33 protein-coding genes are annotated in these 23,517 nt (G+C 50.2%); 23 read left to right on the top strand and 10 right to left on the bottom strand.

Translation table 11 applies throughout. The features are described 5' to 3' along the window. The first annotated feature begins 9 nt into the window (after positions 1-9). The 12 genes from AC3B6P_RS03805 to AC3B6P_RS03750 all read left to right on the top strand — a co-directional run bounded on the left by AC3B6P_RS03805 (position 10) and on the right by AC3B6P_RS03750 (position 10,095). Entirely contained in the window at positions 10-966 is a 957-nt protein-coding gene (locus tag AC3B6P_RS03805; protein WP_489804801.1) for a Mu-like prophage major head subunit gpT family protein, read from the top strand. Then, a complete protein-coding gene (locus AC3B6P_RS03800; protein WP_489805535.1) occupies positions 966-1,196 on the top strand; it encodes an HI1506-related protein in 231 nt (76 codons plus the stop codon). The genes AC3B6P_RS03805 and AC3B6P_RS03800 overlap by 1 nt, the downstream gene beginning before the upstream one ends. A gap of 2 nt (positions 1,197-1,198) precedes the next feature. Beyond that, positions 1,199-1,621: a gp436 family protein gene (locus AC3B6P_RS03795; RefSeq protein WP_489804800.1), complete on the top strand. Its 423-nt coding sequence runs from the start codon at positions 1,199-1,201 to the stop codon at positions 1,619-1,621. Next, positions 1,615-2,220, top strand: coding sequence for a hypothetical protein (locus AC3B6P_RS03790; protein ID WP_489804799.1), 606 nt, complete (start codon positions 1,615-1,617; stop codon positions 2,218-2,220). The genes AC3B6P_RS03795 and AC3B6P_RS03790 overlap by 7 nt, the downstream gene beginning before the upstream one ends. Before the next feature lie 15 nt (positions 2,221-2,235). Continuing rightward, complete coding sequence (locus AC3B6P_RS03785; protein ID WP_489804798.1) at positions 2,236-2,445, top strand: hypothetical protein; 210 nt, start codon at positions 2,236-2,238, stop codon at positions 2,443-2,445. Next, positions 2,445-3,929, top strand: a complete 1,485-nt coding sequence (locus AC3B6P_RS03780; protein WP_489804797.1) for a phage tail sheath subtilisin-like domain-containing protein — start codon at positions 2,445-2,447, stop codon at positions 3,927-3,929. Before AC3B6P_RS03785 ends, AC3B6P_RS03780 begins: the two co-directional genes overlap by 1 nt. Positions 3,930-3,931: 2 nt before the next feature. Then, a complete protein-coding gene (locus AC3B6P_RS03775) occupies positions 3,932-4,291 on the top strand; it encodes a phage tail tube protein (RefSeq protein WP_489804796.1) in 360 nt (119 codons plus the stop codon). Next, positions 4,292-4,621 (top strand): phage tail assembly protein, encoded by a 330-nt coding sequence (locus AC3B6P_RS03770; RefSeq protein WP_489804795.1) that lies wholly within the window; start codon positions 4,292-4,294, stop codon positions 4,619-4,621. A gap of 134 nt (positions 4,622-4,755) precedes the next feature. Further along, a complete protein-coding gene (locus AC3B6P_RS03765) occupies positions 4,756-6,774 on the top strand; it encodes a phage tail tape measure protein (protein WP_489804794.1) in 2,019 nt (672 codons plus the stop codon). Further along, complete coding sequence (locus AC3B6P_RS03760; protein WP_489804793.1) at positions 6,774-8,165, top strand: DNA circularization N-terminal domain-containing protein; 1,392 nt, start codon at positions 6,774-6,776, stop codon at positions 8,163-8,165. The genes AC3B6P_RS03765 and AC3B6P_RS03760 overlap by 1 nt, the downstream gene beginning before the upstream one ends. Further along, the gene (locus AC3B6P_RS03755; RefSeq protein WP_489804774.1) at positions 8,155-9,489 is read left to right on the top strand and encodes a phage baseplate assembly protein; all 1,335 of its coding nucleotides are present in this window, start codon (positions 8,155-8,157) and stop codon (positions 9,487-9,489) included. The genes AC3B6P_RS03760 and AC3B6P_RS03755 overlap by 11 nt, the downstream gene beginning before the upstream one ends. 57 nt (positions 9,490-9,546) lie before the next feature. Further along, positions 9,547-10,095 (top strand): phage baseplate assembly protein domain-containing protein, encoded by a 549-nt coding sequence (locus AC3B6P_RS03750; protein WP_489804792.1) that lies wholly within the window; start codon positions 9,547-9,549, stop codon positions 10,093-10,095. Here the strand turns inward: AC3B6P_RS03750 and AC3B6P_RS03745 are convergent. Continuing rightward, on the bottom strand, positions 10,092-10,349 hold the full coding sequence (locus tag AC3B6P_RS03745) for a hypothetical protein (protein WP_489804791.1): 258 nt from the start codon (positions 10,347-10,349) through the stop codon (positions 10,092-10,094). The genes AC3B6P_RS03750 and AC3B6P_RS03745 overlap by 4 nt on opposite strands. Then, entirely contained in the window at positions 10,327-10,737 is a 411-nt protein-coding gene (locus tag AC3B6P_RS03740; protein ID WP_489804790.1) for a hypothetical protein, read from the bottom strand. Before AC3B6P_RS03740 ends, AC3B6P_RS03745 begins: the two co-directional genes overlap by 23 nt. Before the next feature lie 190 nt (positions 10,738-10,927). Between AC3B6P_RS03740 and AC3B6P_RS03735 the strand changes: the two genes are divergently transcribed. Continuing rightward, entirely contained in the window at positions 10,928-11,188 is a 261-nt protein-coding gene (locus tag AC3B6P_RS03735) for a hypothetical protein (protein WP_489804789.1), read from the top strand. A gap of 33 nt (positions 11,189-11,221) precedes the next feature. On the opposite strand, the gene AC3B6P_RS03730 is transcribed toward AC3B6P_RS03735, so the two are convergent. Together AC3B6P_RS03730 and AC3B6P_RS03725 are read right to left on the bottom strand one after the other, a co-directional pair. Further along, the gene (locus tag AC3B6P_RS03730) at positions 11,222-11,479 is read right to left on the bottom strand and encodes a hypothetical protein (RefSeq protein ID WP_489804788.1); all 258 of its coding nucleotides are present in this window, start codon (positions 11,477-11,479) and stop codon (positions 11,222-11,224) included. Next, positions 11,457-11,867 carry a hypothetical protein gene (locus AC3B6P_RS03725; RefSeq protein ID WP_489804787.1) on the bottom strand — a complete coding sequence of 137 codons (411 nt, stop codon included), beginning with the start codon at positions 11,865-11,867 and terminating at the stop codon, positions 11,457-11,459. The genes AC3B6P_RS03730 and AC3B6P_RS03725 overlap by 23 nt, the downstream gene beginning before the upstream one ends. Positions 11,868-12,123: 256 nt before the next feature. Here AC3B6P_RS03725 and AC3B6P_RS03720 point away from each other — a divergent pair, with 256 nt between their 5' ends. From AC3B6P_RS03720 to AC3B6P_RS03710, 3 genes are read left to right on the top strand one after another with little or no spacing between them, the layout of a single operon-like run. Continuing rightward, positions 12,124-12,525: a hypothetical protein gene (locus tag AC3B6P_RS03720; RefSeq protein WP_489804786.1), complete on the top strand. Its 402-nt coding sequence runs from the start codon at positions 12,124-12,126 to the stop codon at positions 12,523-12,525. Next, on the top strand, positions 12,515-13,849 hold the full coding sequence (locus tag AC3B6P_RS03715) for a phage baseplate assembly protein (protein WP_489804774.1): 1,335 nt from the start codon (positions 12,515-12,517) through the stop codon (positions 13,847-13,849). Before AC3B6P_RS03720 ends, AC3B6P_RS03715 begins: the two co-directional genes overlap by 11 nt. 57 nt (positions 13,850-13,906) lie before the next feature. Then, positions 13,907-14,455: a phage baseplate assembly protein domain-containing protein gene (locus AC3B6P_RS03710; RefSeq protein ID WP_489804773.1), complete on the top strand. Its 549-nt coding sequence runs from the start codon at positions 13,907-13,909 to the stop codon at positions 14,453-14,455. Between the two features lie 32 nt (positions 14,456-14,487). Here the strand turns inward: AC3B6P_RS03710 and AC3B6P_RS03705 are convergent, their stop codons facing one another. Further along, positions 14,488-15,069, bottom strand: coding sequence for a hypothetical protein (locus AC3B6P_RS03705; protein ID WP_489804785.1), 582 nt, complete (start codon positions 15,067-15,069; stop codon positions 14,488-14,490). A gap of 143 nt (positions 15,070-15,212) precedes the next feature. On the opposite strand from AC3B6P_RS03705, the gene AC3B6P_RS03700 reads away from it, so the two are divergent. Next, positions 15,213-15,302 (top strand): hypothetical protein, encoded by a 90-nt coding sequence (locus tag AC3B6P_RS03700; RefSeq protein WP_489804784.1) that lies wholly within the window; start codon positions 15,213-15,215, stop codon positions 15,300-15,302. A 33-nt stretch (positions 15,303-15,335) separates the two neighbouring features. Here AC3B6P_RS03700 and AC3B6P_RS03695 read toward each other — a convergent pair whose 3' ends face one another. Both AC3B6P_RS03695 and AC3B6P_RS03690 read right to left on the bottom strand, forming a co-directional pair. After that, positions 15,336-15,956, bottom strand: coding sequence for a hypothetical protein (locus AC3B6P_RS03695; RefSeq protein ID WP_489804783.1), 621 nt, complete (start codon positions 15,954-15,956; stop codon positions 15,336-15,338). A gap of 88 nt (positions 15,957-16,044) precedes the next feature. Continuing rightward, a complete protein-coding gene (locus tag AC3B6P_RS03690) occupies positions 16,045-16,620 on the bottom strand; it encodes a hypothetical protein (protein WP_489804782.1) in 576 nt (191 codons plus the stop codon). Positions 16,621-16,918: 298 nt separating this feature from the next. Here AC3B6P_RS03690 and AC3B6P_RS03685 point away from each other — a divergent pair, with 298 nt between their 5' ends. Genes AC3B6P_RS03685 through AC3B6P_RS03675 form a run of 3 tightly spaced genes read left to right on the top strand, consistent with a single transcriptional unit; the run spans position 16,919 to position 19,171 of the window. Then, positions 16,919-17,320, top strand: a complete 402-nt coding sequence (locus AC3B6P_RS03685; RefSeq protein ID WP_489804775.1) for a hypothetical protein — start codon at positions 16,919-16,921, stop codon at positions 17,318-17,320. After that, positions 17,310-18,626: a phage baseplate assembly protein gene (locus tag AC3B6P_RS03680; RefSeq protein ID WP_489804781.1), complete on the top strand. Its 1,317-nt coding sequence runs from the start codon at positions 17,310-17,312 to the stop codon at positions 18,624-18,626. Before AC3B6P_RS03685 ends, AC3B6P_RS03680 begins: the two co-directional genes overlap by 11 nt. After that, positions 18,623-19,171, top strand: coding sequence for a phage baseplate assembly protein domain-containing protein (locus tag AC3B6P_RS03675; RefSeq protein ID WP_489804780.1), 549 nt, complete (start codon positions 18,623-18,625; stop codon positions 19,169-19,171). Before AC3B6P_RS03680 ends, AC3B6P_RS03675 begins: the two co-directional genes overlap by 4 nt. Here AC3B6P_RS03675 and AC3B6P_RS03670 read toward each other — a convergent pair. Both AC3B6P_RS03670 and AC3B6P_RS03665 read right to left on the bottom strand, forming a co-directional pair. Continuing rightward, positions 19,168-19,413, bottom strand: a complete 246-nt coding sequence (locus AC3B6P_RS03670; protein WP_489804779.1) for a hypothetical protein — start codon at positions 19,411-19,413, stop codon at positions 19,168-19,170. The two genes, AC3B6P_RS03675 and AC3B6P_RS03670, sit on opposite strands and share 4 nt — an antisense overlap. After that, complete coding sequence (locus AC3B6P_RS03665; RefSeq protein WP_489804778.1) at positions 19,403-19,816, bottom strand: hypothetical protein; 414 nt, start codon at positions 19,814-19,816, stop codon at positions 19,403-19,405. The genes AC3B6P_RS03670 and AC3B6P_RS03665 overlap by 11 nt, the downstream gene beginning before the upstream one ends. A 428-nt stretch (positions 19,817-20,244) precedes the next feature. On the opposite strand from AC3B6P_RS03665, the gene AC3B6P_RS03660 reads away from it, so the two are divergent. Continuing rightward, positions 20,245-20,793 carry a phage baseplate assembly protein domain-containing protein gene (locus AC3B6P_RS03660; RefSeq protein ID WP_489804777.1) on the top strand — a complete coding sequence of 183 codons (549 nt, stop codon included), beginning with the start codon at positions 20,245-20,247 and terminating at the stop codon, positions 20,791-20,793. Positions 20,794-20,825: 32 nt separating this feature from the next. Here the strand turns inward: AC3B6P_RS03660 and AC3B6P_RS03655 are convergent, their stop codons facing one another. After that, positions 20,826-21,491, bottom strand: coding sequence for a hypothetical protein (locus AC3B6P_RS03655; protein WP_489804776.1), 666 nt, complete (start codon positions 21,489-21,491; stop codon positions 20,826-20,828). A gap of 256 nt (positions 21,492-21,747) precedes the next feature. Between AC3B6P_RS03655 and AC3B6P_RS03650 the strand changes: the two genes are divergently transcribed. Beyond that, positions 21,748-22,149: a hypothetical protein gene (locus AC3B6P_RS03650; protein WP_489804775.1), complete on the top strand. Its 402-nt coding sequence runs from the start codon at positions 21,748-21,750 to the stop codon at positions 22,147-22,149. Continuing rightward, entirely contained in the window at positions 22,139-23,473 is a 1,335-nt protein-coding gene (locus tag AC3B6P_RS03645; RefSeq protein ID WP_489804774.1) for a phage baseplate assembly protein, read from the top strand. Before AC3B6P_RS03650 ends, AC3B6P_RS03645 begins: the two co-directional genes overlap by 11 nt. The last annotated feature ends 44 nt before the right edge of the window (positions 23,474-23,517 follow it).

The raw sequence follows: 23,517 nt of genomic DNA, 5'->3' as shown, positions 1-23,517 counted from the left end.
AGGTGCATCGTGGATATTTCAATCGGTAAAATTAACGCCCTGACTGCGCGTATTAATCTGGCATTCAACAAATATATCCAGACGGTCGAAACACACTACAAACCCTTTACGCTGGATGTCCCTTCATCTGCCGGGGAGGAAGTTTACCCCCGCCTGCTGGAACTGCCCGGCTTTCGGGAATGGTTCGGCCAGCGCATTGTGCACCGCATTGGTGAAGCGGAACGTATCACGATCCGTAACAAGACCTTTGAGCAGACATTCTCGATCCGTCGTGAAGATATTGAGGATGATCAATTAGGATTTCTGACACCCATCACCCAGCAATTAGCGGCGGATGCAGCTAATTTGCCGGACAAGCTTGTCTTTGAGCTGCTAGAAAACGGCCATAAGCAGAAAGGGATGGACGGACAATATTTCTTTGACACAGATCACGAAGCCTATGATCAGAATGGCAAGGAAAGTATTTTCTCCAATATCCAACGCCCGACAGGAAGCACAGGGGCTGTGCCAGCCTGGTATCTGTTCAATACCAGACAGCCTTTAAAGCCAATGATCTATCAGCGCCGGCGCCCCTTTACCATTCAGGCGCGCACGCAGCTGACGCAGGATAATGTCTTTAACGGCAATGAGTTTGTCTGGGGTGCTGATGGGCGTTGTGCGGCTGGTTTTGGCCTCCATAACTTTGCCTTCCGCTCTACAGCCCCACTGAACGCTGAAAATCTGGGCGCTGCTATTGCGCAGATGCAGGCACAGTTCAGACGTGACGGCACACCCTATAACACACGGCCAGACACACTCTACGTGCCAACATCTCTGGAAGGCTCAGCCCGTCAGTTAGTTGAAAAGGACTTTCTGCCGACCTTGGCACCTGACAACAAGACTTATGTCACAGGGTCCAACCCGTGGGCTGGCACCGTCAAGCTGGTTGTCTGCCCTTACCTCAACCCTCTGGCGGTGAATGAGTGATGAACAAAACAGAAGAAAAAAACCCCCTCACAAAAGTGCAGATACTCACTTCCAAGGGGAACCTCCCCCTGGCTGTCGGCTCTGTACTGGTTGTATGTGCAACACCTGGCTTCAGGCGTGCAGGTATCACCCATGAGCGGGTAAAAATCTGGTCTCGTCGTGAATTAAACGAAGAGCAGATCAACGCCATGAGAGGCGAACCGGAACTTACAGTCATAGAGGTTCGGTAATCATGGCTTATGCGACGCTGGATGACCTCATAGCCCGTTATGGCCGGGATGAAATCGCTGCCACAACCCATAATCTGGATGTGCCACGTGGCACACTGGACGTAACACGTATAACGCAGGTTCTGGACGATGTCTCAGCCGTGATAGATAGCTACCTCCAGCGCCGCTACCAACTGCCAGTCAGCCCGGTTACGCCCGTTCTGGTGCGTATATGCTGCCAGCTTGCGCGGTTTGATCTGGCAACAGGGGGGGACAATATCCCCTCTGAACAGATCAAGGCCGGCCAGAAGGCTGCCATGGACTGGCTGTCCGATATCGGCACAGGAAAGGCAACGCTTGATGCCCAGCTTGCTGCTGAAAATGGGCAGAACTGGTCCCGGATCGCCACAAGAGAGTCAGCGATAAAGGCGAACACCTTATGGTGAGTGATATGAAAGACGTGGCTTTGACCCCGCAAGGTTACCCTGAGGCGATCCTGAAAGGGGATGTTCTGGCAGAGCTTTTTAGGGCTGTGCAGGCACGCCTCAAGCTTTTACTGCCGGAGACGGTCTTTGCCCATACTGTCCTGCCGCCCAACCCGGACCAGTCAACATGGCAGGCTCTGGCTAAAAATGGGGCGACTGTGGCGACAGGTTTCGGCAATTGGCATGGTTCAGAGCAGATTGGTGCCAATTTTACGGGGAATGTTGCGTTCCCGGTATGGGTGATGCTGACTCAGTTAACGGGAGAGGATCTCTATCTGGGCACAGGGCAGCTCCGTGGGATGGGCATTACGGGTGTGATGGCCGCTCTTGCTGGTGGCATGCATAACTGGACCGTCCCTGGCATTGGCACGTGCTGCGTCCGCAATCTCAATATTCCACCAACGACCTATTGGTTTGACGAACGCAGCGCAATCATCTGGGCAGAGATAGTGTTTCATGATGTCAGTCTGAGCAACACGGAAACACTGGCCCTGCTGGATGATTTTATCAAGCAGACAAACCGGATTGAGACAACGGACCCCTCATCCGGCACCCGCTAAAACAGGAGAAAAAGAATGGATGAAACAATTCTGGTGAAAACCGGAGAAGGAAGGCGCGTGCTTACACCACGTGGCCAGGACGTGCCGGGCGGTGCGTTCAAGGTGAATAAGAATGACCCCTACTGGGCGCGTGCCTTGCGGGCGGGTGATCTGGTGACTGTCACACCAGAAACAGTCCCTGTCAGTTCAACAGCCTCAGCATTTGCAAAAAAGGACGATAAATAATGACGGTTGATTTTCAGGAAATCCCGGGTGAATGGTCTGTTCCCGGCTCTTATACAGAGGTCAGTTATGTGCCGGCACCCGGCTCATTGGCAGGCATGCCGTTGCGCCCTGTCATTATTGGCCAGACTGGCAATAAAGCAGCTTCAGCGATTATACATGAATATATGACAACTGGGCAGGCAGAGCAGCTTTATGGAGCAGGCTCCATCCTTGCACAGACGGTCCGTGGCTTTATTAATGAAAAACCCACTTTAAGCGTAGATGTTATTGGCATTGCCCTGCCTGATGATGCCACAGCTGCAACCGGGGCCATCACCTTTGCAGGCACAGCAACTTCAGCCACAACGGCTGCGGTCGTTCTGGCTGGTGTGCGGGTCAGTTGGAGTGTCATTGTCGGTGCGACATCAGAAGAAATCGCCTCTGGCCTGGTTGAGGCTGCCAAGGCAAGTTCAGCACTGAAATTAACGGGGCTGAAGATTGCCCTCAGCAATGATGATAAAAACACAGTGAGCGTCACGGCTGGTGAAGGTGGCTCGCTCACAAATAATATTGATATCCGCTATTCCAGCGCCATCAGTGACCAGATTTCTGGTGTGAGCGTCACAGTCAAGGCCATGGCAGGCGGCACGGGTGAAGTTGATATTGCCCCTGCTCTGCTGGCTCTGGGTGAGACATGGTACACAGACGTCATTCTCTGCCAGAGTGATGCCGCAGCCATTTCTGCTGCTGTTGCTGAAGCGAAACGACGCAATGATGCGATGGTCGCCAAGGATATGCGTGTCTTTGTTGGCCTGCGTGCCACACAGGGTCAGGCTCTGGCCATGCAGCAGGCATTTATCACGTCTGAAGAGCTGATCATGCTGCCCCTTCAGGCTCCCCGTTGCAGCCCATGGCAGATTGGTGCCGCTCTTGGCGCGCAGGTAGCACAGTCGCTCAATAACGACCCTGCCCGTCAGCTCCGCACATTGCCGCTTAACACGCTGGCTAACCTCGGCCCGGAAACAGCGAACCAGTTCTCTGACACGCAGCGTTCTGTCCTGTTGAGCAATGGCTGCTCCACTGTGAAAGTTCAGCGTGACGGCACAATGGCGCTTGAGCGTGTGGTCACAGCCCGTACTTCTGACCCCAAAACGGGCCAGTCCATGGGTGTGTGGGATGTTATGATCCCCGCTATTGCAGCCCGTGTCCGCTTTGAGTGGAATGCTTACGTAAACGAAACATATGCCCGCGCCAAGCTTGCTGATGATGACAGCCCGCTGGCCAATGCGGATGGGGTCGTCACCGCAAAGACGCTCAAGGCTTCATGGATTGCGCAGTGCCTGCTCTATCAGAACCAGGGCTGGATTGATGATGTTGCGACCACAGGGACGCAGGCTGTGTTCAGCCGCAATGCTGAAGACCGTTCCCGCGTTGATTCCTCTCTTCCCGTTAAACCCATGGGCAGCCTTGTTGTCCTGGCGAACTCACTGCAATTACAGGTATAAAAATGGCACAGACACTTGGTATTATCCGCTTTTTCTGGCGCGGCAAACAGTATGACACGGATAAAAGCTCTTCTGTCAAATTGAGCGGCGTCAAGAATAATGACGTCCATGCGAACTTCCGCACCCTGCGCTCTTCTGAATATCAGGGCGGGCAGGTCAAGGTAAATGTCAGTATGACGAGCGGCATGTCGCTCAATGACTTTGATCCTTCTCAGGGTGAAGGGGAGCTTCAGCTCCAGACGGACCTCGGCAGCACCATTGTCGTCTCTGACGCATGGGTACGTGAGCAGCCGGAATGGGCTGGTGGCGGCAAGCCTGCCACAATCACCTTTACATTCAATACTTATCAGGAGGTCAAATAAATGACAGAGCAGCTCCCTCAGGGTGCAGAGTTACAGGAAGATGGCTCCGTCATCTATACACTCTCACACCCTGTCTCGCTCGAATTTCAGGGCGGGGATAAAAAAGAGCTTTCAGAGCTGACATTCCGTGAACTAACTGCTGGCGACCTGATTGACAGCAGCACGGGTGGCGTCAATGCGAAAACCTCGCTCGACATGCTGCAACGCTGCACAGGCAATAAAGGCATTGTGGGCGAAAAGCTTCTGCGAGCCATGAGTGCACGTGATTATGTGCGCTGCCAGAAAATCATGTCCAGTTTTTTGGACGATGGGGAGATGACTGGCCAGTAAGGCTGGCCTCTCTCGCCAACACGCTGCGGTTTAACCGCAGCGACCTTCGGGCTTTAACGCTGCGGGAAATCCACTTCTGGACCGCAGCTCAAAATCAATATGTAGATCAGGTCAAAAACGCAGAGGATTAAACCATGGCCGCAACAATAACAGGCGACGTATCGGCAGAATTTGAGAAGGAATTAACAAACAAGATCGTCGTTCCTCTGCAAAAAATTCTCAAAAGATATACAGACAGCACAGAAAAACTGAATGGCCTCATAGACAAGACCACTGAGAAATTGAGAACCATTAATTTCTCCTCTCACGAAAGCAGTAATGGTGGGGATTCCAGCAGCTCCGGCGGGAAGGAAGAAAAATCTGAGCATAAAAAGATTGGGGAAAAAATCACGGAAGGCGCCTCTTCAGTCGCCCAAAAAGTTCTCGCCCAACAGCCCTTTAATAAAGCCGCCAGCTTTGATCAACAAGTCCGTGATATAGCGACTCATTCAAATACACTTGATAAGGATTATAACAATTTTGTTGCTACTGAAAAAGAAATTCTGAACAACCTAGCCCACGCCACTGCACAAGCCAGTGAATCCCTTGCCAAAGCAGCAGATTCATTGGTACTTAACGGGATCGGTAAAGATGAATTAAACCCGTTGGTTGAAATCGTAGCACGCACAGCCACTGCCTTTCATATCGACCTCGACAAAACCGGCGATTTGGTTGCCATGCTTCATAACAGGATGGGCATTACAGATAGTGACGCTATAAAAGCTTCAATCGCCGAAATCCAGGATATTGCCAGAAAAACAAGTACGTCATTTGAGGATGTGAAATCTTCCGTCACAGACCTCTTAAGCACAGATAGAGGCTCTGAATTAAAGGGAAGGAACGGTCTTGATGAGATATTAACTCTAGTATCAGTCCTGAAAAACGCTTCCAGACATGACAAAACCGTTTTTGATCATTCTAAGGATTTCGCAAAAAAAATAATGTCCGCTAAGGAACCTGATTTCTGGAAAAAGGTAGTCCCCAAACAATATAAAGATTATAGTAAATTTACTGAAGACGCCCGCAAGAGAGGAGAAAACCCTTTTCTGGCTACTCTGAAAGTGCTGAAGGAAGGGTTGGATAAAGCGAAAGACCCCGATAAATATCTGGCTAATCTGGCAGGCTCTCATAACGTAAATGATATGGCAGCCATTAAAAAATTATTAACTAGTTTAGGTAACAATAAGAGTTTTCAGACAAAAACTTCAGATGCTTCTTCAAAATCTATTGATAAGGATTTCAATAAAAATCTAATTAGTGAAACCGTAACACTCAATAAGTTTAATGAAGAGTTTACGAAATTAATACGCCATATTGGTGATGCTTTTATGCCAGTTGTCAGAATTGCAACAAGTGGCATTCATTACCTTAACGGATTCTTTGACTATATGGATAAGATAGTCCCTCATTTTACGGCTATCTTTATTTCTGTTATTGGCGGAATAATGGTATATATAAAATATTTCGGTGGAAAGATATTCAGCCTTCGGTCAATGTTCTCTTTATTATCCAGAGCATTTAGCTTTGTTCTTAAATATATAAGACCTCTTATCGGAATATTTACCTCTCTTGTTACCCGTTTTATCTCATTGGAAGGTATCATGGAGCTTGTTGGTGGCGTTATAGCGGCCGTTGGAGCTCCCTTCGAGGGTATGGGAGCTATTATTGTAGCAACAATAGGAGCTGTATTATTCGGTCTTTATGAACTCTGGAAGCATTTTGATGAGGTCGGTGAATTTTTTGACAATTTAGGTGGTAAAATAGGCAAATTTATTGAACATCTTATCGACATTGTTCCAGATGCCCTGTCAAAAGGGTGGCATAATATGACTGAATGGTGGCACCATTCCAAACCTCAATATAACCCCCAGTCAGAAAGCCCTCCAATAGATTATCAGGAAAGGTACCGGCGGAATGCTGAAGCCGAAAAAAATGCTTATCAGGAATGGCAACATAATCTGGCACAACATTATCCTACAGCAAATCAGATGCAACAAAAGCAGGAACACACCATCAGAGTTAAAATTGAAGCCGAGAAAGGATTAAAAGCAACTGCTTATTCAAGTCATCCGAATATTTCTATTGACCATGGCTTAATGATGGGGAGACCGTAATGTCTTTGATTGACACACAGGGCCTTGGTGGCCTCGCTGGTTCCGAGATTGCGCAGCTGGGCAGTGGTCTGGCGGGGGGGCTTTTTGCCCGCCTGACGCAGCAGAGCACGCTTGCAGGTGTTTCTTTCTCCATTATTGACTCCCGTGAGCAGGCCGGGCGGCGCATTAACCGGATCCTTTTCCCCAATCAGGACCCGGATAAGCAGCTCTTTCAGGATTTCGGCGCGATTGACACCCCGCTTTCCATTAGCGGTGTGATTGTCGGCGATGATTATGTTGTTCGTTCGAAACGAATGCGCACCGCTCTGATGAAGACCGGAAAGGTGACATTGGTGCACCCATGGTGGGGGACGATGAAGGTTCGCCTCATGTCACCAGCGACCTTTCAGTTCCGTGAAAATGCCATTCGTTGCACAACCTTTCAGGTAGAGCTTGTCCGGGACCCTGATCCACCGGCAAAGAAGGGGTTGTTTGGGCGTATTAATGACACCATCAATAACGTCCTTGAGAAGGCGGATGAGCTAATGGATGAGGCGCAGAGCACGATCTCTGATGTGCTGTCTGTTGCCAGTATGCCGCTCGCTCTGGTTAATGGTGTCACATCGCTCGTCTCTCAATGTCAGGGTATTTATGACTCTTTGACCGTCAGCGCCCCAGAGCCGGTTAAAAGCAGCGTTGCTCCTGTTCTTACGCAGGCTTCAAAAGGTGTTTCTCCCTCACGGCCCAATTATGCCGGGCAGGTCGTGGATATTATGGCAGGGCTTCCCGCCTCCATCGCCTCATCCATTACGGAACCGGACCAATCTGTGATTGCCGGCCCTTCTGCCACACCTCAGGGTGAGCAGGTTACGGGGCAGACTGCTACCAAGCTTTTACTTGATGCAGCCCAGAAGACAAAACAGGCGTCATCTAATCTGGCGTCTTTAAATCCAGACCCCGGGACGGTTCTGGCGATTGGGGTTGCGGGGCAGGCTTTTGTGGTGAGCCAGATGGCTTCTTCATGGGCAGCGTCTGACTTTGCCAGTAATCAGGAGGCAGAGAACGCGCGGGACCAGATTGTGGCGGCGATTGATGATCTGGGTGCTTCTATCGAAGAGGCTGCTTCAGCTGGGTCGTCGCAGTCACTGGGTGGGCTTTATACAGGGGCGCAGGCTTTGCGAGCGGGGTTGATTGCTGATGCAAACTCCCGCATTGGGAGCCTCCCTCAAGTGATGGAAGTTCCCGTTGCGGCGCGGTCTTCGCTCTGGTCGCTTTGCTATGCCATGGGGGGTGATGACCCCTCCTCCATGCAGACCATGTTTGATGATGCTGTCTCGCGCAATCGTATTCGCCATCCTGCCCTCACCCCTGCCGGTCTGCTTGAAATGCTGGAGATGAACCATGTCTCTTGAGAAGCTTGAGCGCAATGCGTTGCTTGTCATTGAAGGGCAGCTTTATGACCGCTGGACCAGCCTTGAAGTGGGGATGGACCTCGCCAATCTTGCGGGTATCTTCCGTGCAGAGCTGGCGTTATCCTTTCCTCCCCAACCCGGGGAGCGCCCTTCCATGGGGGCGGCGGTGGAGATCTATATCGCCAACTTTCCCGTGCTGAAGGGCTGGATTGAGGCGATCAATTCCCGTGGGGATGAACATTCTCTTTCCGTTACAATCTCGGGGCGTGATCTCGCTGGAGATATTGTTGACTGTACCGCCCAGCCTGAGGGGCCGGGGCGGATGGATAATGTCCGGCTGGAAACGGTCGTCGGGTCTCTGGCCAATCCTTACGGTCTCAGTGTCAAAAGAGTGGTTGATACGGGTGCTCCCTTTGAAGTTGTCGCCTTTGAGGCGGGGTCTTCCGTGCTGGATGCGATTGAGAAACAGAGCCGCCAGCGTGGCGTGCTGGTTACGTCTGACGGGCTGGGCAACATCCTTCTGACAAAGCCTGGCAACACACGCGCTGATGAGGATCTTATCTTCCCCAGTGGCAATGTGCTGCAATTTGAGGAGCGTCTGAGCCAGAATTACTCAGACCATATCGTCAAGGCGCAGGGGCGTTCTGAAGAGAGGGGCACTGAAAGCCCCCTTTCGGCCGGTTCTGCCGCCGGGAGCCGCCCTCTGACCAAGGGCCATACCGCTCATGAGAAGAAAGCCGCCTGTGCGTTTGGCTATTGTTATGATGCCAAAGTGGGTCGCTACCGGCCAAAAGTTTACGTTGCCGGAACGACCAGCAAGGGGCAGCAGCAGGTCTCTCATAGGGGGGGTGATCTCGCCACCATCCTGCAACAGTCACAAATTACGCCACGTGCTGGATGGAGCAGGAAGGCGCCCCCTTCCCAGCAGGCCACCCCGCCGCGTGAGGCAGGGGCGCCCTTCAGTCTGGATGATCAGGCCGCCTGGCGCATGCGCACCAACCGTGCCCAGAGTTCGGCGCGTGTCTATACAATGCCGCGCCTGCTGACAAACAAAAAAACCCTCTGGCGGCCCAATCAGCTTGTGCGGGTCAAGGATGAGATCTGCGGGGTGGATGGGGATATGTTGATCGGCGCTGTGACCTGGAATGTTACGGGATCGCAATGTGAAACACGCATCTCCGTCGTCCCGCCCGATGCTTATGACCTGACCGGCGAAGAAGAACACACCCCCACAAAAGGGCAGGTCAGACGGAAGACAAGCACCGCATGGCGAAGATCTAATAATAAAGTCTCTTATAATAAGAATGATCTTATTGAAGTGTGACGTCATTCTTCAATAACGATCAGATCTTTTATCAAGACAGAAGAGAAAAGTAACCTCATGAATATTATAGATATTTACCACGCCATACGCTCCCAGATCTCACGCGGTGTTGTCGGCGCTGTTTATGATAACGGGCCGGAACAGATGCTGGACCTCAACATCCATGCCGGGCAAGTCAGGACAAAGATCCCCGTTCATCAGCCCTTCGGCTTCTCCTCACACGTCCCAATTGATGGCGCCATTACCCATATTGTCAGCACCGGTGCTGACCCTGCTGATCTCGTCGCCCTGCCGCCCGCCAACCCGGCGGCAGCACGGATGGGGAATTTGAAGGAGGGGGAGACGGTTCTTTATGATGCTGCAGGGCAGAGACTGATCTTCCGGGATGGGGTTATTGCTGAAGTTGATGTGGTCAATTCATTTATCGTCAAAGTAAAAGGAACTGAAATACTTGACCTCACCCAATCCGGTGTCACCATCACCGGCAATCTCACCGTCTCAGGCAACATCCACGCTGGTGGGGATGTCACCGCCAAGGTCTCCCTCAATAACCACACCCATTCCGGCATCCAACCCGGCGGTGGAAATACCGGGAAACCATCTTAGAAACTATTGGGGGGAATGTCTTTTAGGGGTAGGAAGTGCATCATATCCCTTAAGGGCACATCTTCCTTACTACTGCGCCTTATTATCTCGTCATCAGACATAGTCGCCTTCATATTACAGAACCAGTGAGGTAGTTCATTTAACAGCAATACACCCGGCTTCGATCCTCCTCTGAAACCAAATTGTGGGATGCCCCTTGTCTCTATATCAGAGGGCAATCTTGCTTCACTGTCAGGCTCCAAAAGGAGCGTCACTACCAAACCACCTATGTTGATTATCACCAAAATAATAATCAATTAAAAATTTATCCCCTGGCCTCATAATGTCCAGAATCCTCGGACACTCCCTCAAAAGCGCAGCAACAGACACCCTGATCGGGGGTTTCTTATCATCAGGAATATCGGGAAATTCTATCCTATCAACAAAATACTGAATCGCTTTCTCTCGATCCGGCTCTGAGGTCCCTTTATGTTCCCCCATAAAAGCCATCCCCCCAATAAAGGCCACAATTATCACCGCACAAAGCGTAATGACACCCCTGAGCGTTTCTTTATACTCACCAGCCATATTACCCTCAAAGTCCCTATAATAGTTACAACACTCATACACCATTTTATCATCAGGACAAAATGATAAAACCATGTCTCTTGATGAGATTGAGCATAATGCATTACTTGTCATTGAAGAGCAACTTTATGACTGCTTAACCATTTTAACTGTCCATACAAAATCAAGAATATATATAATCATTGGTTGAAATAAAGATTTTGACAATCATGATACTTCTAACCCGGCGGCAGCACGGATGGGGAACCTCAAGGAGGGCGAGACGGTGCTCTATGATGCTGCAGGGCAGAGACTGATCTTCCGGGATGGAGTTATTGCTGAAGTTGATGTGGTCAATTCATTTATTGTCAAAGTAAAAGGAACAGAAATACTTAACCTCACCCAATCCGGTGTCACCATCACCGGCAATCTTACCGTCTCAGGCAACATACACGCCGGCGGGGATGTAACTGCTAAGGTCTCCCTCAATAACCACACCCACTCCGGCGTCCAACCCGGTGGCGGAAATACCGGGAAGCCCTCCTGACGGGATGAAAGACCCGTCAGGAGGGTTATGCGATCAGAAACTATTGGGGGGAATGTCTTTTAGGGGTAGAAAATGCATCATATCCCTTAAGGGGACAATTCCCTTACTATTGAGCCTTATTTGCTCATAATCAGAAATAGGTGCCTTCATATTACAGAACCAGAAAGACAATTCATCTAATAACAATACACCCGGATTCGATCCTCCCCTGAAACCAAATCGTGGGTGGCCTCCTGCCCCTATATCAGAGGGCAATTTTGCTTCACTGTCAGGCTCCAAAAGGAGCGTCACTACCAAACCACCTATGTTGATTATCACCAAAATAATAATCAATTGAAATTTTATCCCCTGGCCTGATGATATCCAGAATCCTCGGGCACTCCCTTAAAAGCGCAGCAACCGCCACCCTGATTGAGGGTTTTTTATCATCCGGAGCGTCAGGAAATTCTATCCTATCAACGAAATACTGAATCGCTTTCTCTCGATCCGGCTCTGAGGTCCCTTTATGTTCCCCCATAAAAGCCATCCCCCCAATAAAGGCCACAATTATCACCGCACAAAGCGTAATGACACCCCTGAGCGTTTCTTTATACCCACCAGCCATATTACCCTCAAAGTCCCTATAATAGTTACAACACTCATACACCATTTTATCATCAGGACAAAATGATAAAACCATGTCTCTTGAGGAGATTGAGCATAATGCATTACTTGTCATTGAAGAGCAACTTTATGACCGCCAAACCATTTTGACTGTCCATACAAAATCAAGAATATATATAATCATTGGTTGAAATACATATTTCAACAATCATGATACTTTCATTTTACCAACCACCTTTCAGCAGGCGTCATCTGATCTGGCGTCTTTAAATCCTGACCCTGGCACGGTTCTGGCGATTGGGGTTGCGGGGCAGGCTTTTGTGGTGAGCCAGATGGCTTCTTCATGGGCGGCGTCTGACTTTGCCAGTAATCAGGAGGCAGAAAACGCGCGGGACCAGATTGTGGCAGCGATTGATGAGCTGGGTGCTTTTATCGAAGAGGCTGCCTCTGCTGGGTCGTCGCAGTCACTGGGTGGGCTTTATACTGGGGCGCAGGCTTTGCGAGCGGGTCTGATTGCTGATGCAAACTCCCGCATTGGGAGCCTCCCTCAAGTGATGGAAGTTCCCGTTGCGGCGCGGTCTTCGCTCTGGTCGCTCTGTTATGCCATGGGGGGGGATGACCCCTCCTCCATGCAGACCATGTTTGATGATGCCGTCTCGCGCAATCGTATTCGCCATCCTGCCCTCACCCCTGCCGGTCTGCTTGAAATGCTGGAGATAAACCATGTCTCTTGAGAAGCTTGAGCGCAATGCGTTGCTTGTCATTGAAGGGCAGCTTTATGACCGCTGGACCAGCCTTGAAGTGGGGATGGACCTCGCCAATCTTGCGGGTATCTTCCGTGCAGAGCTGGCGTTATCCTTTCCTCCCCAACCCGGGGAGCGCCCTTCCATGGGGGCGGCGGTGGAGATCTATATCGCCAACTTTCCCGTTCTCAAGGGCTGGATTGAGGCGATCAATTCCCGTGGGGATGAACATTCTCTTTCCGTTACAATCTCGGGGCGTGATCTCGCTGGAGATATTGTTGACTGTACCGCCCAGCCTGAGGGGCCGGGGCGGATGGATAATGTCCGGCTGGAAACGGTCGTCGGGTCTCTGGCCAATCCTTACGGTCTCAGTGTCAAAAGAGTGGTTGATACGGGTGCTCCCTTTGAAGTTGTCGCCTTTGAGGCGGGGTCTTCCGTGCTGGATGCGATTGAGAAACAGAGCCGCCAGCGTGGCGTGCTGGTTACGTCTGACGGGCTGGGCAACATCCTTCTGACAAAGCCTGGCAACACACGCGCTGATGAGGATCTTATCTTCCCCAGTGGCAATGTGCTGCAATTTGAGGAGCGTCTGAGCCAGAATTACTCAGACCATATCGTCAAGGCGCAGGGGCGTTCTGAAGAGAGGGGCACTGAAAGCCCCCTTTCGGCCGGTTCTGCCGCCGGGAGCCGCCCTCTGACCAAGGGCCATACCGCTCATGAGAAGAAAGCCGCCTGTGCGTTTGGCTATTGTTATGATGCCAAAGTGGGTCGCTACCGGCCAAAAGTTTACGTTGCCGGAACGACCAGCAAGGGGCAGCAGCAGGTCTCTCATAGGGGGGGTGATCTCGCCACCATCCTGCAACAGTCACAAATTACGCCACGTGCTGGATGGAGCAGGAAGGCGCCCCCTTCCCAGCAGGCCACCCCGCCGCGTGAGGCAGGGGCGCCCTTCAGTCTGGATGATCAGGCCGCCTGGCGCATGCGCACCAACCGTGCCCAGAGTTCGGCGCGTGTCTATACAATGCCGCGCCTGCTGACAAACAAAAAAACCCTCTGGCGGCCCAATCAGCTTGTGCGGGTCAAGGATGAGATCTGCGGGGTGGATGGGGATATGTTGATCGGCGCTGTGACCTGGAATGTTACGGGATCGCAATGTGAAACACGCATCTCCGTCGTCCCGCCCGATGCTTATGACCTGACCGGCGAAGAAGAACACACCCCCACAAAAGGGCAGGTCAGACGGAAGACAAGCACCGCATGGCGAAGATCTAATAATAAAGTCTCTTATAATAAGAATGATCTTATTGAAGTGTGACGTCATTCTTCAATAACGATCAGATCTTTTATCAAGACAGAAGAGAAAAGTAACCTCATGAATATTATAGATATTTACCACGCCATACGCTCCCAGATCTCACGCGGTGTTGTCGGCGCTGTTTATGATAACGGGCCGGAACAGATGCTGGACCTCAACATCCATGCCGGGCAAGTCAGGACAAAGATCCCCGTTCATCAGCCCTTCGGCTTCTCCTCACACGTCCCAATTGATGGCGCCATTACCCATATTGTCAGCACCGGTGCTGACCCTGCTGATCTCGTCGCCCTGCCGCCCGCCAACCCGGCGGCAGCACGGATGGGGAATTTGAAGGAGGGGGAGACGGTTCTTTATGATGCTGCTGGACAAAGACTGATCTTCCGGGACGGGATTATCGCTGAAGTCGATGTAGTAAACTCATTTATTGTCAAAGTAAAAGGAACTGAAATATTAAATCTTGAGCAGAGTGGCGTTACTATAACCGGCAATCTCACCGTCTCAGGAAACATCCACGCCGGCGGGGATGTTACTGCTAAGGTCTCCCTCAATAACCACACCCACTCCGGCGTCCAACCTGGTGGTGGAAATACCGGGAAGCCATCCTGACGGGATGAAAACCCGTAAGGAGGGTCACGCGATCAGAAACTATTGGGTTTCAGATCGTAAAGGGGAAGGAACTTCATCTCAAATTCGTAAGGATGACTTTCTTCCCATCTATCAAAGATTTCATCATCAGGCATGACCTTACATAACCAGATTGCAAAAGGAGACTTCATTAATACACCTGGTTGAGGGCCACCTATAAAATCAAAATCAGCGATAACCTGTCTACTCATATCATTTAGATCGGGAGGTAATGCCAATATACTTTTTTCTTTTAAAGGCAAAATCATATTAAATTTGACTGGTATTTTTTTCCTTTTCCTCCATTCGTCTGAAATTTGGTTAGAAATCAACTCCTCACCATTTTTAGCCACATCCAGAATACGGGGGCAGGCCTTCAATAAAGATCTGGCCAGATCTGTTTGAATCCTTTGATCACCATCGTACTGGATGCTTCTCATCAGACGTATTGCCGTTTCTTCACGGGTTTCAATATGAGACTGACGCTCTTCTGAACTTTCTGTCGTCGCAGAACGTGCTTCAGATGAAAGAAGAAACATATTCGTCATAAATAATAAAGAAATACCGTAAATTATATTTTTTACCATGATCGACATAGTGCCTCATCCCACAAATATATCAATGCACCTTCATTTACACATCATATCCACTATTACAAGAAAAATTATAGACGATTATATAAGCTTCTATATACTATAACAATCTCTGCTTCTGATCTGGCGTTTCTCGATCCACACTGGTGGGGGATGTGACCGCCAAGGTTTCACTCAATAACCACACCCACTCCGGCGTCCAACCCGGCGGCGGAAACACCGGGAAACCCTCCTGACGGGATGAAATACCCGTTAGGAGGGTTATGCAATCAGAAACTGTTGGGTTTCAAATCATATAGGGGAAGGAACTTCATCTCAAATTCATAAGGATGACTTTCTTCCCATCTATCAAAGATTTCATCATCAGGCAGGATCTTACATAACCAGATAGAAACAGGAGACTTCATTAATACACCTGGTTGAGGACCATCTATAAAATCAAATTCGGCAATATCATATTTACTCATATCATTTACATCCGGAGGCAGAGCAACCCTACTTTTTTCTTTTAAGGGCAAGTCCATATCAAATTTGACTGGTATTTTTTTTCTTTTCCTCCATTCTTCTGAAATTTGATAAAAAACCAACTCCTCACCATTTTTAGCTACATCCAAAATACGGGGGCAGGCTTTCAATAAAGATCTGGCCAGATTTCTTTGGAGATTCTCTTTATCATCATAACCCGAAGCATACTTTATGCTTCTCATCAGATGTATTGCCGTTTCTTCACGGGTTTCAATATGAGACTGACGATCTTCCGAACTCTCTGTCGCCGCAGAACGTGCTTCAGATGAAAGGAGAAACATATTCGTCATAAATAATAGAGAACATGCCACTATAATATACCTGGCTTTGCTTCTTTGCCTCTTACTCACCATGTTACTTGTCATAATATTTTACCCTTATTTTCATGATACAGACTTATATCTGAAACACCGTTCAAAAAGACGTGACATTCCTATCTGAACAAGACTGACATTAAAAACTATTAGGTCGAACATTTTTCAGAGGAATAAACTTCATGTCAAAACCCTCATGCGTCTTTTCCCATTTTTTAATGATTTCATCATCAGGCATGGCCTTACATAACCAGATAAAAAAAGGAGACCGCGTCAAGATACCAGGCTTCGCACCACCTAGAAAATAAAATGGATACAGACTGTAATCGCTCATTCCCCTTAAATTCTCAGGCATATTAAATTGAGAGCCTTGCCTTATATTAAAAACCAGTTCATATTTAGCCTTTGTATTCTCCCATCCATCTGGATTATATATGAATGTGAATATCTCAGCATTCTTGGAAATATCGAGAATTCGAGGACAGGTTTTTAATAAAGCCTTGGCGATCATATCTTGCTGTTGGGCATTTCCCTTCTCCGCATAGTCTATGGTCTCCATCAGACGTTTCTCAGTTTCCGCCCGGGTTTCCATAGGGTAATCAGGGTCATCGAGAATGCTTTTCTTCTCAGCATATGCCTCTGATGACGCAATAAACATATTCGTCATAAATAATAATGAAATACCGTAAATTATATTTTTTACCCTGATCGACATAGTGCTTCATCCTACAAATATATCAATGCATCTTCATTTACACGTCACATCCACCATTACAAGAAAAATTATAAACGATATACTGTAAAGATCGCTGCCGCTGCCGGACCGTTCTGTAATTGCCAGCCCTTCCACTACACCTCAGGGTGAGCAGGTTACGGGGCAGACAGCCACCAAGCTTTTACTTGATGCAGCCCAGAAGACAAAGCAGGCGTCATCTGATCTGGCGTCCTTAAATCCGGACCCTGGCACGGTTCTGGCGATTGGGGTTGCTGGGCAGGCTTTTGTGGTGAGCCAGATGGCTTCTTCATGGGCAGCGTCTGACTTTGCCAGTAATCAGGAGGCAGAGAATGCGCGGGACCAGATTGTGGCGGCGATTGATGATCTGGGTGCTTCTATCGAAGAGGCTGCTTCAGCTGGGTCGTCGCAGTCACTGGGTGGGCTTTATACAGGGGCGCAGGCTTTGCGAGCGGGGTTGATTGCTGATGCAAACTCCCGCATTGGGAGCCTCCCTCAAGTGATGGAAGTTCCCGTTGCGGCGCGGTCTTCGCTCTGGTCGCTTTGCTATGCCATGGGGGGTGATGACCCCTCCTCCATGCAGACCATGTTTGATGATGCCGTCTCGCGCAATCGTATTCGCCATCCTGCCCTCACCCCTGCCGGTCTGCTTGAAATGCTGGAGATAAACCATGTCTCTTGAGAAGCTTGAGCGCAATGCGTTGCTTGTCATTGAAGGGCAGCTTTATGACCGCTGGACCAGCCTTGAAGTGGGGATGGACCTCGCCAATCTTGCGGGTATCTTCCGTGCAGAGCTGGCGTTATCCTTTCCTCCCCAACCCGGGGAGCGCCCTTCCATGGGGGCGGCGGTGGAGATCTATATCGCCAACTTTCCCGTTCTCAAGGGCTGGATTGAGGCGATCAATTCCCGTGGGGATGAACATTCTCTTTCCGTTACAATCTCGGGGCGTGATCTCGCTGGAGATATTGTTGACTGTACCGCCCAGCCTGAGGGGCCGGGGCGGATGGATAATGTCCGGCTGGAAACGGTCGTCGGGTCTCTGGCCAATCCTTACGGTCTCAGTGTCAAAAGAGTGGTTGATACGGGTGCTCCCTTTGAAGTTGTCGCCTTTGAGGCGGGGTCTTCCGTGCTGGATGCGATTGAGAAACAGAGCCGCCAGCGTGGCGTGCTGGTTACGTCTGACGGGCTGGGCAACATCCTTCTGACAAAGCCTGGCAACACACGCGCTGATGAGGATCTTATCTTCCCCAGTGGCAATGTGCTGCAATTTGAGGAGCGTCTGAGCCAGAATTACTCAGACCATATCGTCAAGGCGCAGGGGCGTTCTGAAGAGAGGGGCACTGAAAGCCCCCTTTCGGCCGGTTCTGCCGCCGGGAGCCGCCCTCTGACCAAGGGCCATACCGCTCATGAGAAGAAAGCCGCCTGTGCGTTTGGCTATTGTTATGATGCCAAAGTGGGTCGCTACCGGCCAAAAGTTTACGTTGCCGGAACGACCAGCAAGGGGCAGCAGCAGGTCTCTCATAGGGGGGGTGATCTCGCCACCATCCTGCAACAGTCACAAATTACGCCACGTGCTGGATGGAGCAGGAAGGCGCCCCCTTCCCAGCAGGCCACCCCGCCGCGTGAGGCAGGGGCGCCCTTCAGTCTGGATGATCAGGCCGCCTGGCGCATGCGCACCAACCGTGCCCAGAGTTCGGCGCGTGTCTATACAATGCCGCGCCTGCTGACAAACAAAAAAACCCTCTGGCGGCCCAATCAGCTTGTGCGGGTTAAGGATGAGATCTGCGGGGTGGATGGGGATATGTTGATCGGCGCTGTGACCTGGAATGTTACGGGATCGCAATGTGAAACACGCATCTCCGTCGTCCCGCCCGATGCTTATGACCTAACCGGCGAAGAAGAACACACCCCCACAAAAGGGCAGGTCAGACGGAAGGGAGGTCAATCCTGGAGGCGTTCAAGTAATGATAAAGGAAAGACTTCATGAATATTATAGATATTTACCACGCCATCCGCTCCCAGATCTCACGCGGTGTTGTGGGCGCTGTTTATGATAACGGGCCAGAACAGATGCTGGACCTCAACATCCATGCCGGGCAGGTCAGGACAAAGATCCCCGTTCATCAGCCTTTCGGCTTCTCATCACACGTCCCAATTGATGGCGCCATTACCCATATTGTCAGCACCGGTGCTGACCCTGCTGATCTGGTGGCTTTACCGCCCGCCAACCCAGCGGCAGCACGGATGGGGAATTTGAAAGAGGGGGAGACGGTGCTCTATGATGCTGCAGGGCAGAGACTGATCTTCCGGGATGGGGTTATTGCTGAAGTTGATGTGGTCAATTCATTTATCGTCAAAGTAAAAGGGACAGAGATATTAAATCTTGAGCAGAGTGGCGTTACTATAACCGGCAATCTCACCGTCTCAGGAAACATCCACGCCGGTGGGGATGTCACCGCCAAGGTCTCCCTCAATAACCACACCCACTCCGGCGTCCAACCCGGCGGCGGAAACACCGGGAAGCCATCCTAGAAACTATTGGGGGGAATGTCTTTCAAGGGTAGAAACTTCATCATATCCTTAAAGGGAACATTTTCCTTACTATTGAGCCTTATTTGCTCATAATCAGAAATAGGCGCCTTCATATTACAGAACCAGAAAGACAATTCATCTAATAACAATACACCCGGATTCGATCCTCCCCTGAAACCAAATTGTGGGATGCCTCCTGCCCCTATATCAGAGGGCAATTTTGCTTCACTGTCAGGCTCCAAAAGGAGCGTCGCTTCCCATCCAGCCACGATGGTCCATTTCATAAAATTGATAATCAATTGAAAATTTGTCCCCCGGCCTCATGATGTCCAGAATCCTCGGGCAATCCCTTAAAAGCGCAGCAACAGCCATCCTGATCGGGGGTTTCTTATCATCAGGAATATCAGGAAATTCTATCCTATCAACAAAATACTGAATCGCTTTCTCTCGATCCGGCTCTGAGGTCCCTTTATGTTCCCCCATAAAAGCCATTCCCCCAATAAAAGCCACAATTATCACCGCACAAAGCGTAATGACACCTCTGACCGTTTCTTTATACCCACCAGCCATATTACCCTCAAAGTCCCTGTAATAGTTAAAACACTCATACACCATTTTATCATCAGGACAAAATGATAAAACCATGTCTCTTGAGGAGATTGAGCATAATGCATTACTTGTCATTGAAGAGCAGCTTTATGACCGCCAAACCATTTTGACTGTCCATACAAAATCAAGAATATATATAATCATTGGTTGAAATACATATTTCAACAATCATGATACTCTCATTTTACCAAAAACCTTTCAGGTAGAACTTGTCCGGGACCCTGATCCACCGGCAAAGAAGGGGCTGTTTGGGCGTATTAATGACACCATCAATAACGTCCTTGAAGAGGACCGGCGAAGAAGAACACACCCCCACAAACGGGCAGGTCAAACGGAAGACAAGCACCGCATGGCGAAGATCTAATAATAAAGTCTCTTATAATAAGAATGATCTTATTGAAGTGTGACGTCATTCTTCAATAACGATCAGATCTTTTATCAAGACAGAAGAGAAAAGTAACGTCATGAATATTATAGATATTTACCACGCCATACGCTCCCAGATCTCACGCGGTGTTGTGGGCGCTGTTTATGATAACGGGCCAGAACAGATGCTGGACCTTAACATTCATGCCGGGCAGGTCAGGACCAAGATCCCCGTTCATCAGCCTTTCGGCTTCTCCTCACACGTCCCAATTGATGGCGCCATTACCCATATCGTCAGCACCGGTGCTGACCCTGCTGACCTGGTGGCGTTACCGCCCGCCAACCCGGCGGCGGCACGGATGGGGAACCTCAAGGAGGGCGAGACGGTGCTCTATGATGCTGCAGGGCAGAGACTGATTTTTAAAAACGGGACAATCGCAGAAATAGACGTAGTTAATGAACTGCTTGTCAAAGTAAAAGGAACTGAAATACTTAACCTCACCCAATCCGGTGTCACCATCACCGGAAACCTCACCGTCTCAGGAAACATACACGCCGGTGGGGATGTGACCGCCAAGGTCTCCCTCAATAACCACACCCACTCCGGCGTCCAACCCGGTGGCGGAAATACCGGGAAGCCATCCTGACGGGATAAAAACCCGTAAGGAGGGTCACGCGATCAGAAACTATTGGGGGGAATGTCTTTTAAGGGTAGGAAATGCATCATATCTTTAAAAGGTACATTTTCCTTACTATTGAGCCTTATTTTCTCATCAACAGATATAGTACCTTTCATATTGCAGAGCCAGTGGGGCAATTTATCTAATAGCAATACGCCCGGCTCCGCCCCCCCCCTGAAACCGAATACTGGATCAATATCATTATCATTATCAGGAGGCAATTTTGCTGCACTTTCAGGCTGCAAAAGGAGCGTCGCTGCAAAAGGAGCGTCGCTTCCCATCCAGCCTCGATGGTCCATTTCATAAAATTGATAATCAATTGAAAATTTGTCCCCCGGCCTCATGATGTCCAGAATCCTCGGGCAATCCCTCAAAAGCGCAGCAACAGCCACTCTGATTGAGGGTTTTTTATCATCCGGAGCGTCAGGAAATTCTATCCTATCAACGAAATACTGAATCGCTTTCTCTCGATCCGGCTCTGAGGTCCCTTTATGTTCCCCCATAAAAGCCATCCCCCCAATAAAGGCCACAATTATCACCGCACAAAGCGTAATGACACCCCTGAGCGTTTCTTTATACCCACCAGCCATATTACCCTCAAAGTCCCTATAATAGTTACAACACTCATACACCATTTTATCATCAGGACAAAATGATAAAACCATGTCTCTTGAGGAGATTGAGCATAATGCATTACTTGTCATTGAAGAGCAACTTTATGACCGCCAAACCATTTTGACTGTCCATACAAAATCAAGAATATATATAATCATTGGTTGAAATACATATTTCAACAATCATGATACTTTCATTTTACCAACCACCTTTCAGCAGGCGTCATCTGATCTGGCGTCTTTAAATCCAGACCCCGGGACGGTTCTGGCGATTGGGGTTGCGGGGCAGGCTTTTGTGGTGAGCCAGATGGCTTCTTCATGGGCAGCGTCTGACTTTGCCAGTAATCAGGAGGCAGAGAACGCGCGGGACCAGATTGTGGCGGCGATTGATGATCTGGGTGCTTCTATCGAAGAGGCTGCTTCAGCTGGGTCGTCGCAGTCACTGGGTGGGCTTTATACAGGGGCGCAGGCTTTGCGAGCGGGGTTGATTGCTGATGCAAACTCCCGCATTGGGAGCCTCCCTCAAGTGATGGAAGTTCCCGTTGCGGCGCGGTCTTCGCTCTGGTCGCTCTGTTATGCCATGGGGGGGGATGACCCCTCCTCCATGCAGACCATGTTTGATGATGCCGTCTCGCGCAATCGTATTCGCCATCCTGCCCTCACCCCTGCCGGTCTGCTTGAAATGCTGGAGATAAACCATGTCTCTTGAGAAGCTTGAGCGCAATGCGTTGCTTGTCATTGAAGGGCAGCTTTATGACCGCTGGACCAGCCTTGAAGTGGGGATGGACCTCGCCAATCTTGCGGGTATCTTCCGTGCAGAGCTGGCGTTATCCTTTCCTCCCCAACCCGGGGAGCGCCCTTCCATGGGGGCGGCGGTGGAGATCTATATCGCCAACTTTCCCGTTCTCAAGGGCTGGATTGAGGCGATCAATTCCCGTGGGGATGAACATTCTCTTTCCGTTACAATCTCGGGGCGTGATCTCGCTGGAGATATTGTTGACTGTACCGCCCAGCCTGAGGGGCCGGGGCGGATGGATAATGTCCGGCTGGAAACGGTCGTCGGGTCTCTGGCCAATCCTTACGGTCTCAGTGTCAAAAGAGTGGTTGATACGGGTGCTCCCTTTGAAGTTGTCGCCTTTGAGGCGGGGTCTTCCGTGCTGGATGCGATTGAGAAACAGAGCCGCCAGCGTGGCGTGCTGGTTACGTCTGACGGGCTGGGCAACATCCTTCTGACAAAGCCTGGCAACACACGCGCTGATGAGGATCTTATCTTCCCCAGTGGCAATGTGCTGCAATTTGAGGAGCGTCTGAGCCAGAATTACTCAGACCATATCGTCAAGGCGCAGGGGCGTTCTGAAGAGAGGGGCACTGAAAGCCCCCTTTCGGCCGGTTCTGCCGCCGGGAGCCGCCCTCTGACCAAGGGCCATACCGCTCATGAGAAGAAAGCCGCCTGTGCGTTTGGCTATTGTTATGATGCCAAAGTGGGTCGCTACCGGCCAAAAGTTTACGTTGCCGGAACGACCAGCAAGGGGCAGCAGCAGGTCTCTCATAGGGGGGGTGATCTCGCCACCATCCTGCAACAGTCACAAATTACGCCACGTGCTGGATGGAGCAGGAAGGCGCCCCCTTCCCAGCAGGCCACCCCGCCGCGTGAGGCAGGGGCGCCCTTCAGTCTGGATGATCAGGCCGCCTGGCGCATGCGCACCAACCGTGCCCAGAGTTCGGCGCGTGTCTATACAATGCCGCGCCTGCTGACAAACAAAAAAACCCTCTGGCGGCCCAATCAGCTTGTGCGGGTCAAGGATGAGATCTGCGGGGTGGATGGGGATATGTTGATCGGCGCTGTGACCTGGAATGTTACGGGATCGCAATGTGAAACACGCATCTCCGTCGTCCCGCCCGATGCTTATGACCTGACCGGCGAAGAAGAACACACCCCCACAAAAGGGCAGGTCAGACGGAAGACAAGCACCGCATGGCGAAGATCTAATAATAAAGTCTCTTATAATAAGAATGATCTTATTGAAGTGTGACGTCATTCTTCAATAACGATCAGATCTTTTATCAAGACAGAAGA

This window comes from Aristophania sp. ESL1142, from assembly GCF_058107345.1.
This window is presented reverse-complemented; position numbering and strand designations above follow the sequence as displayed.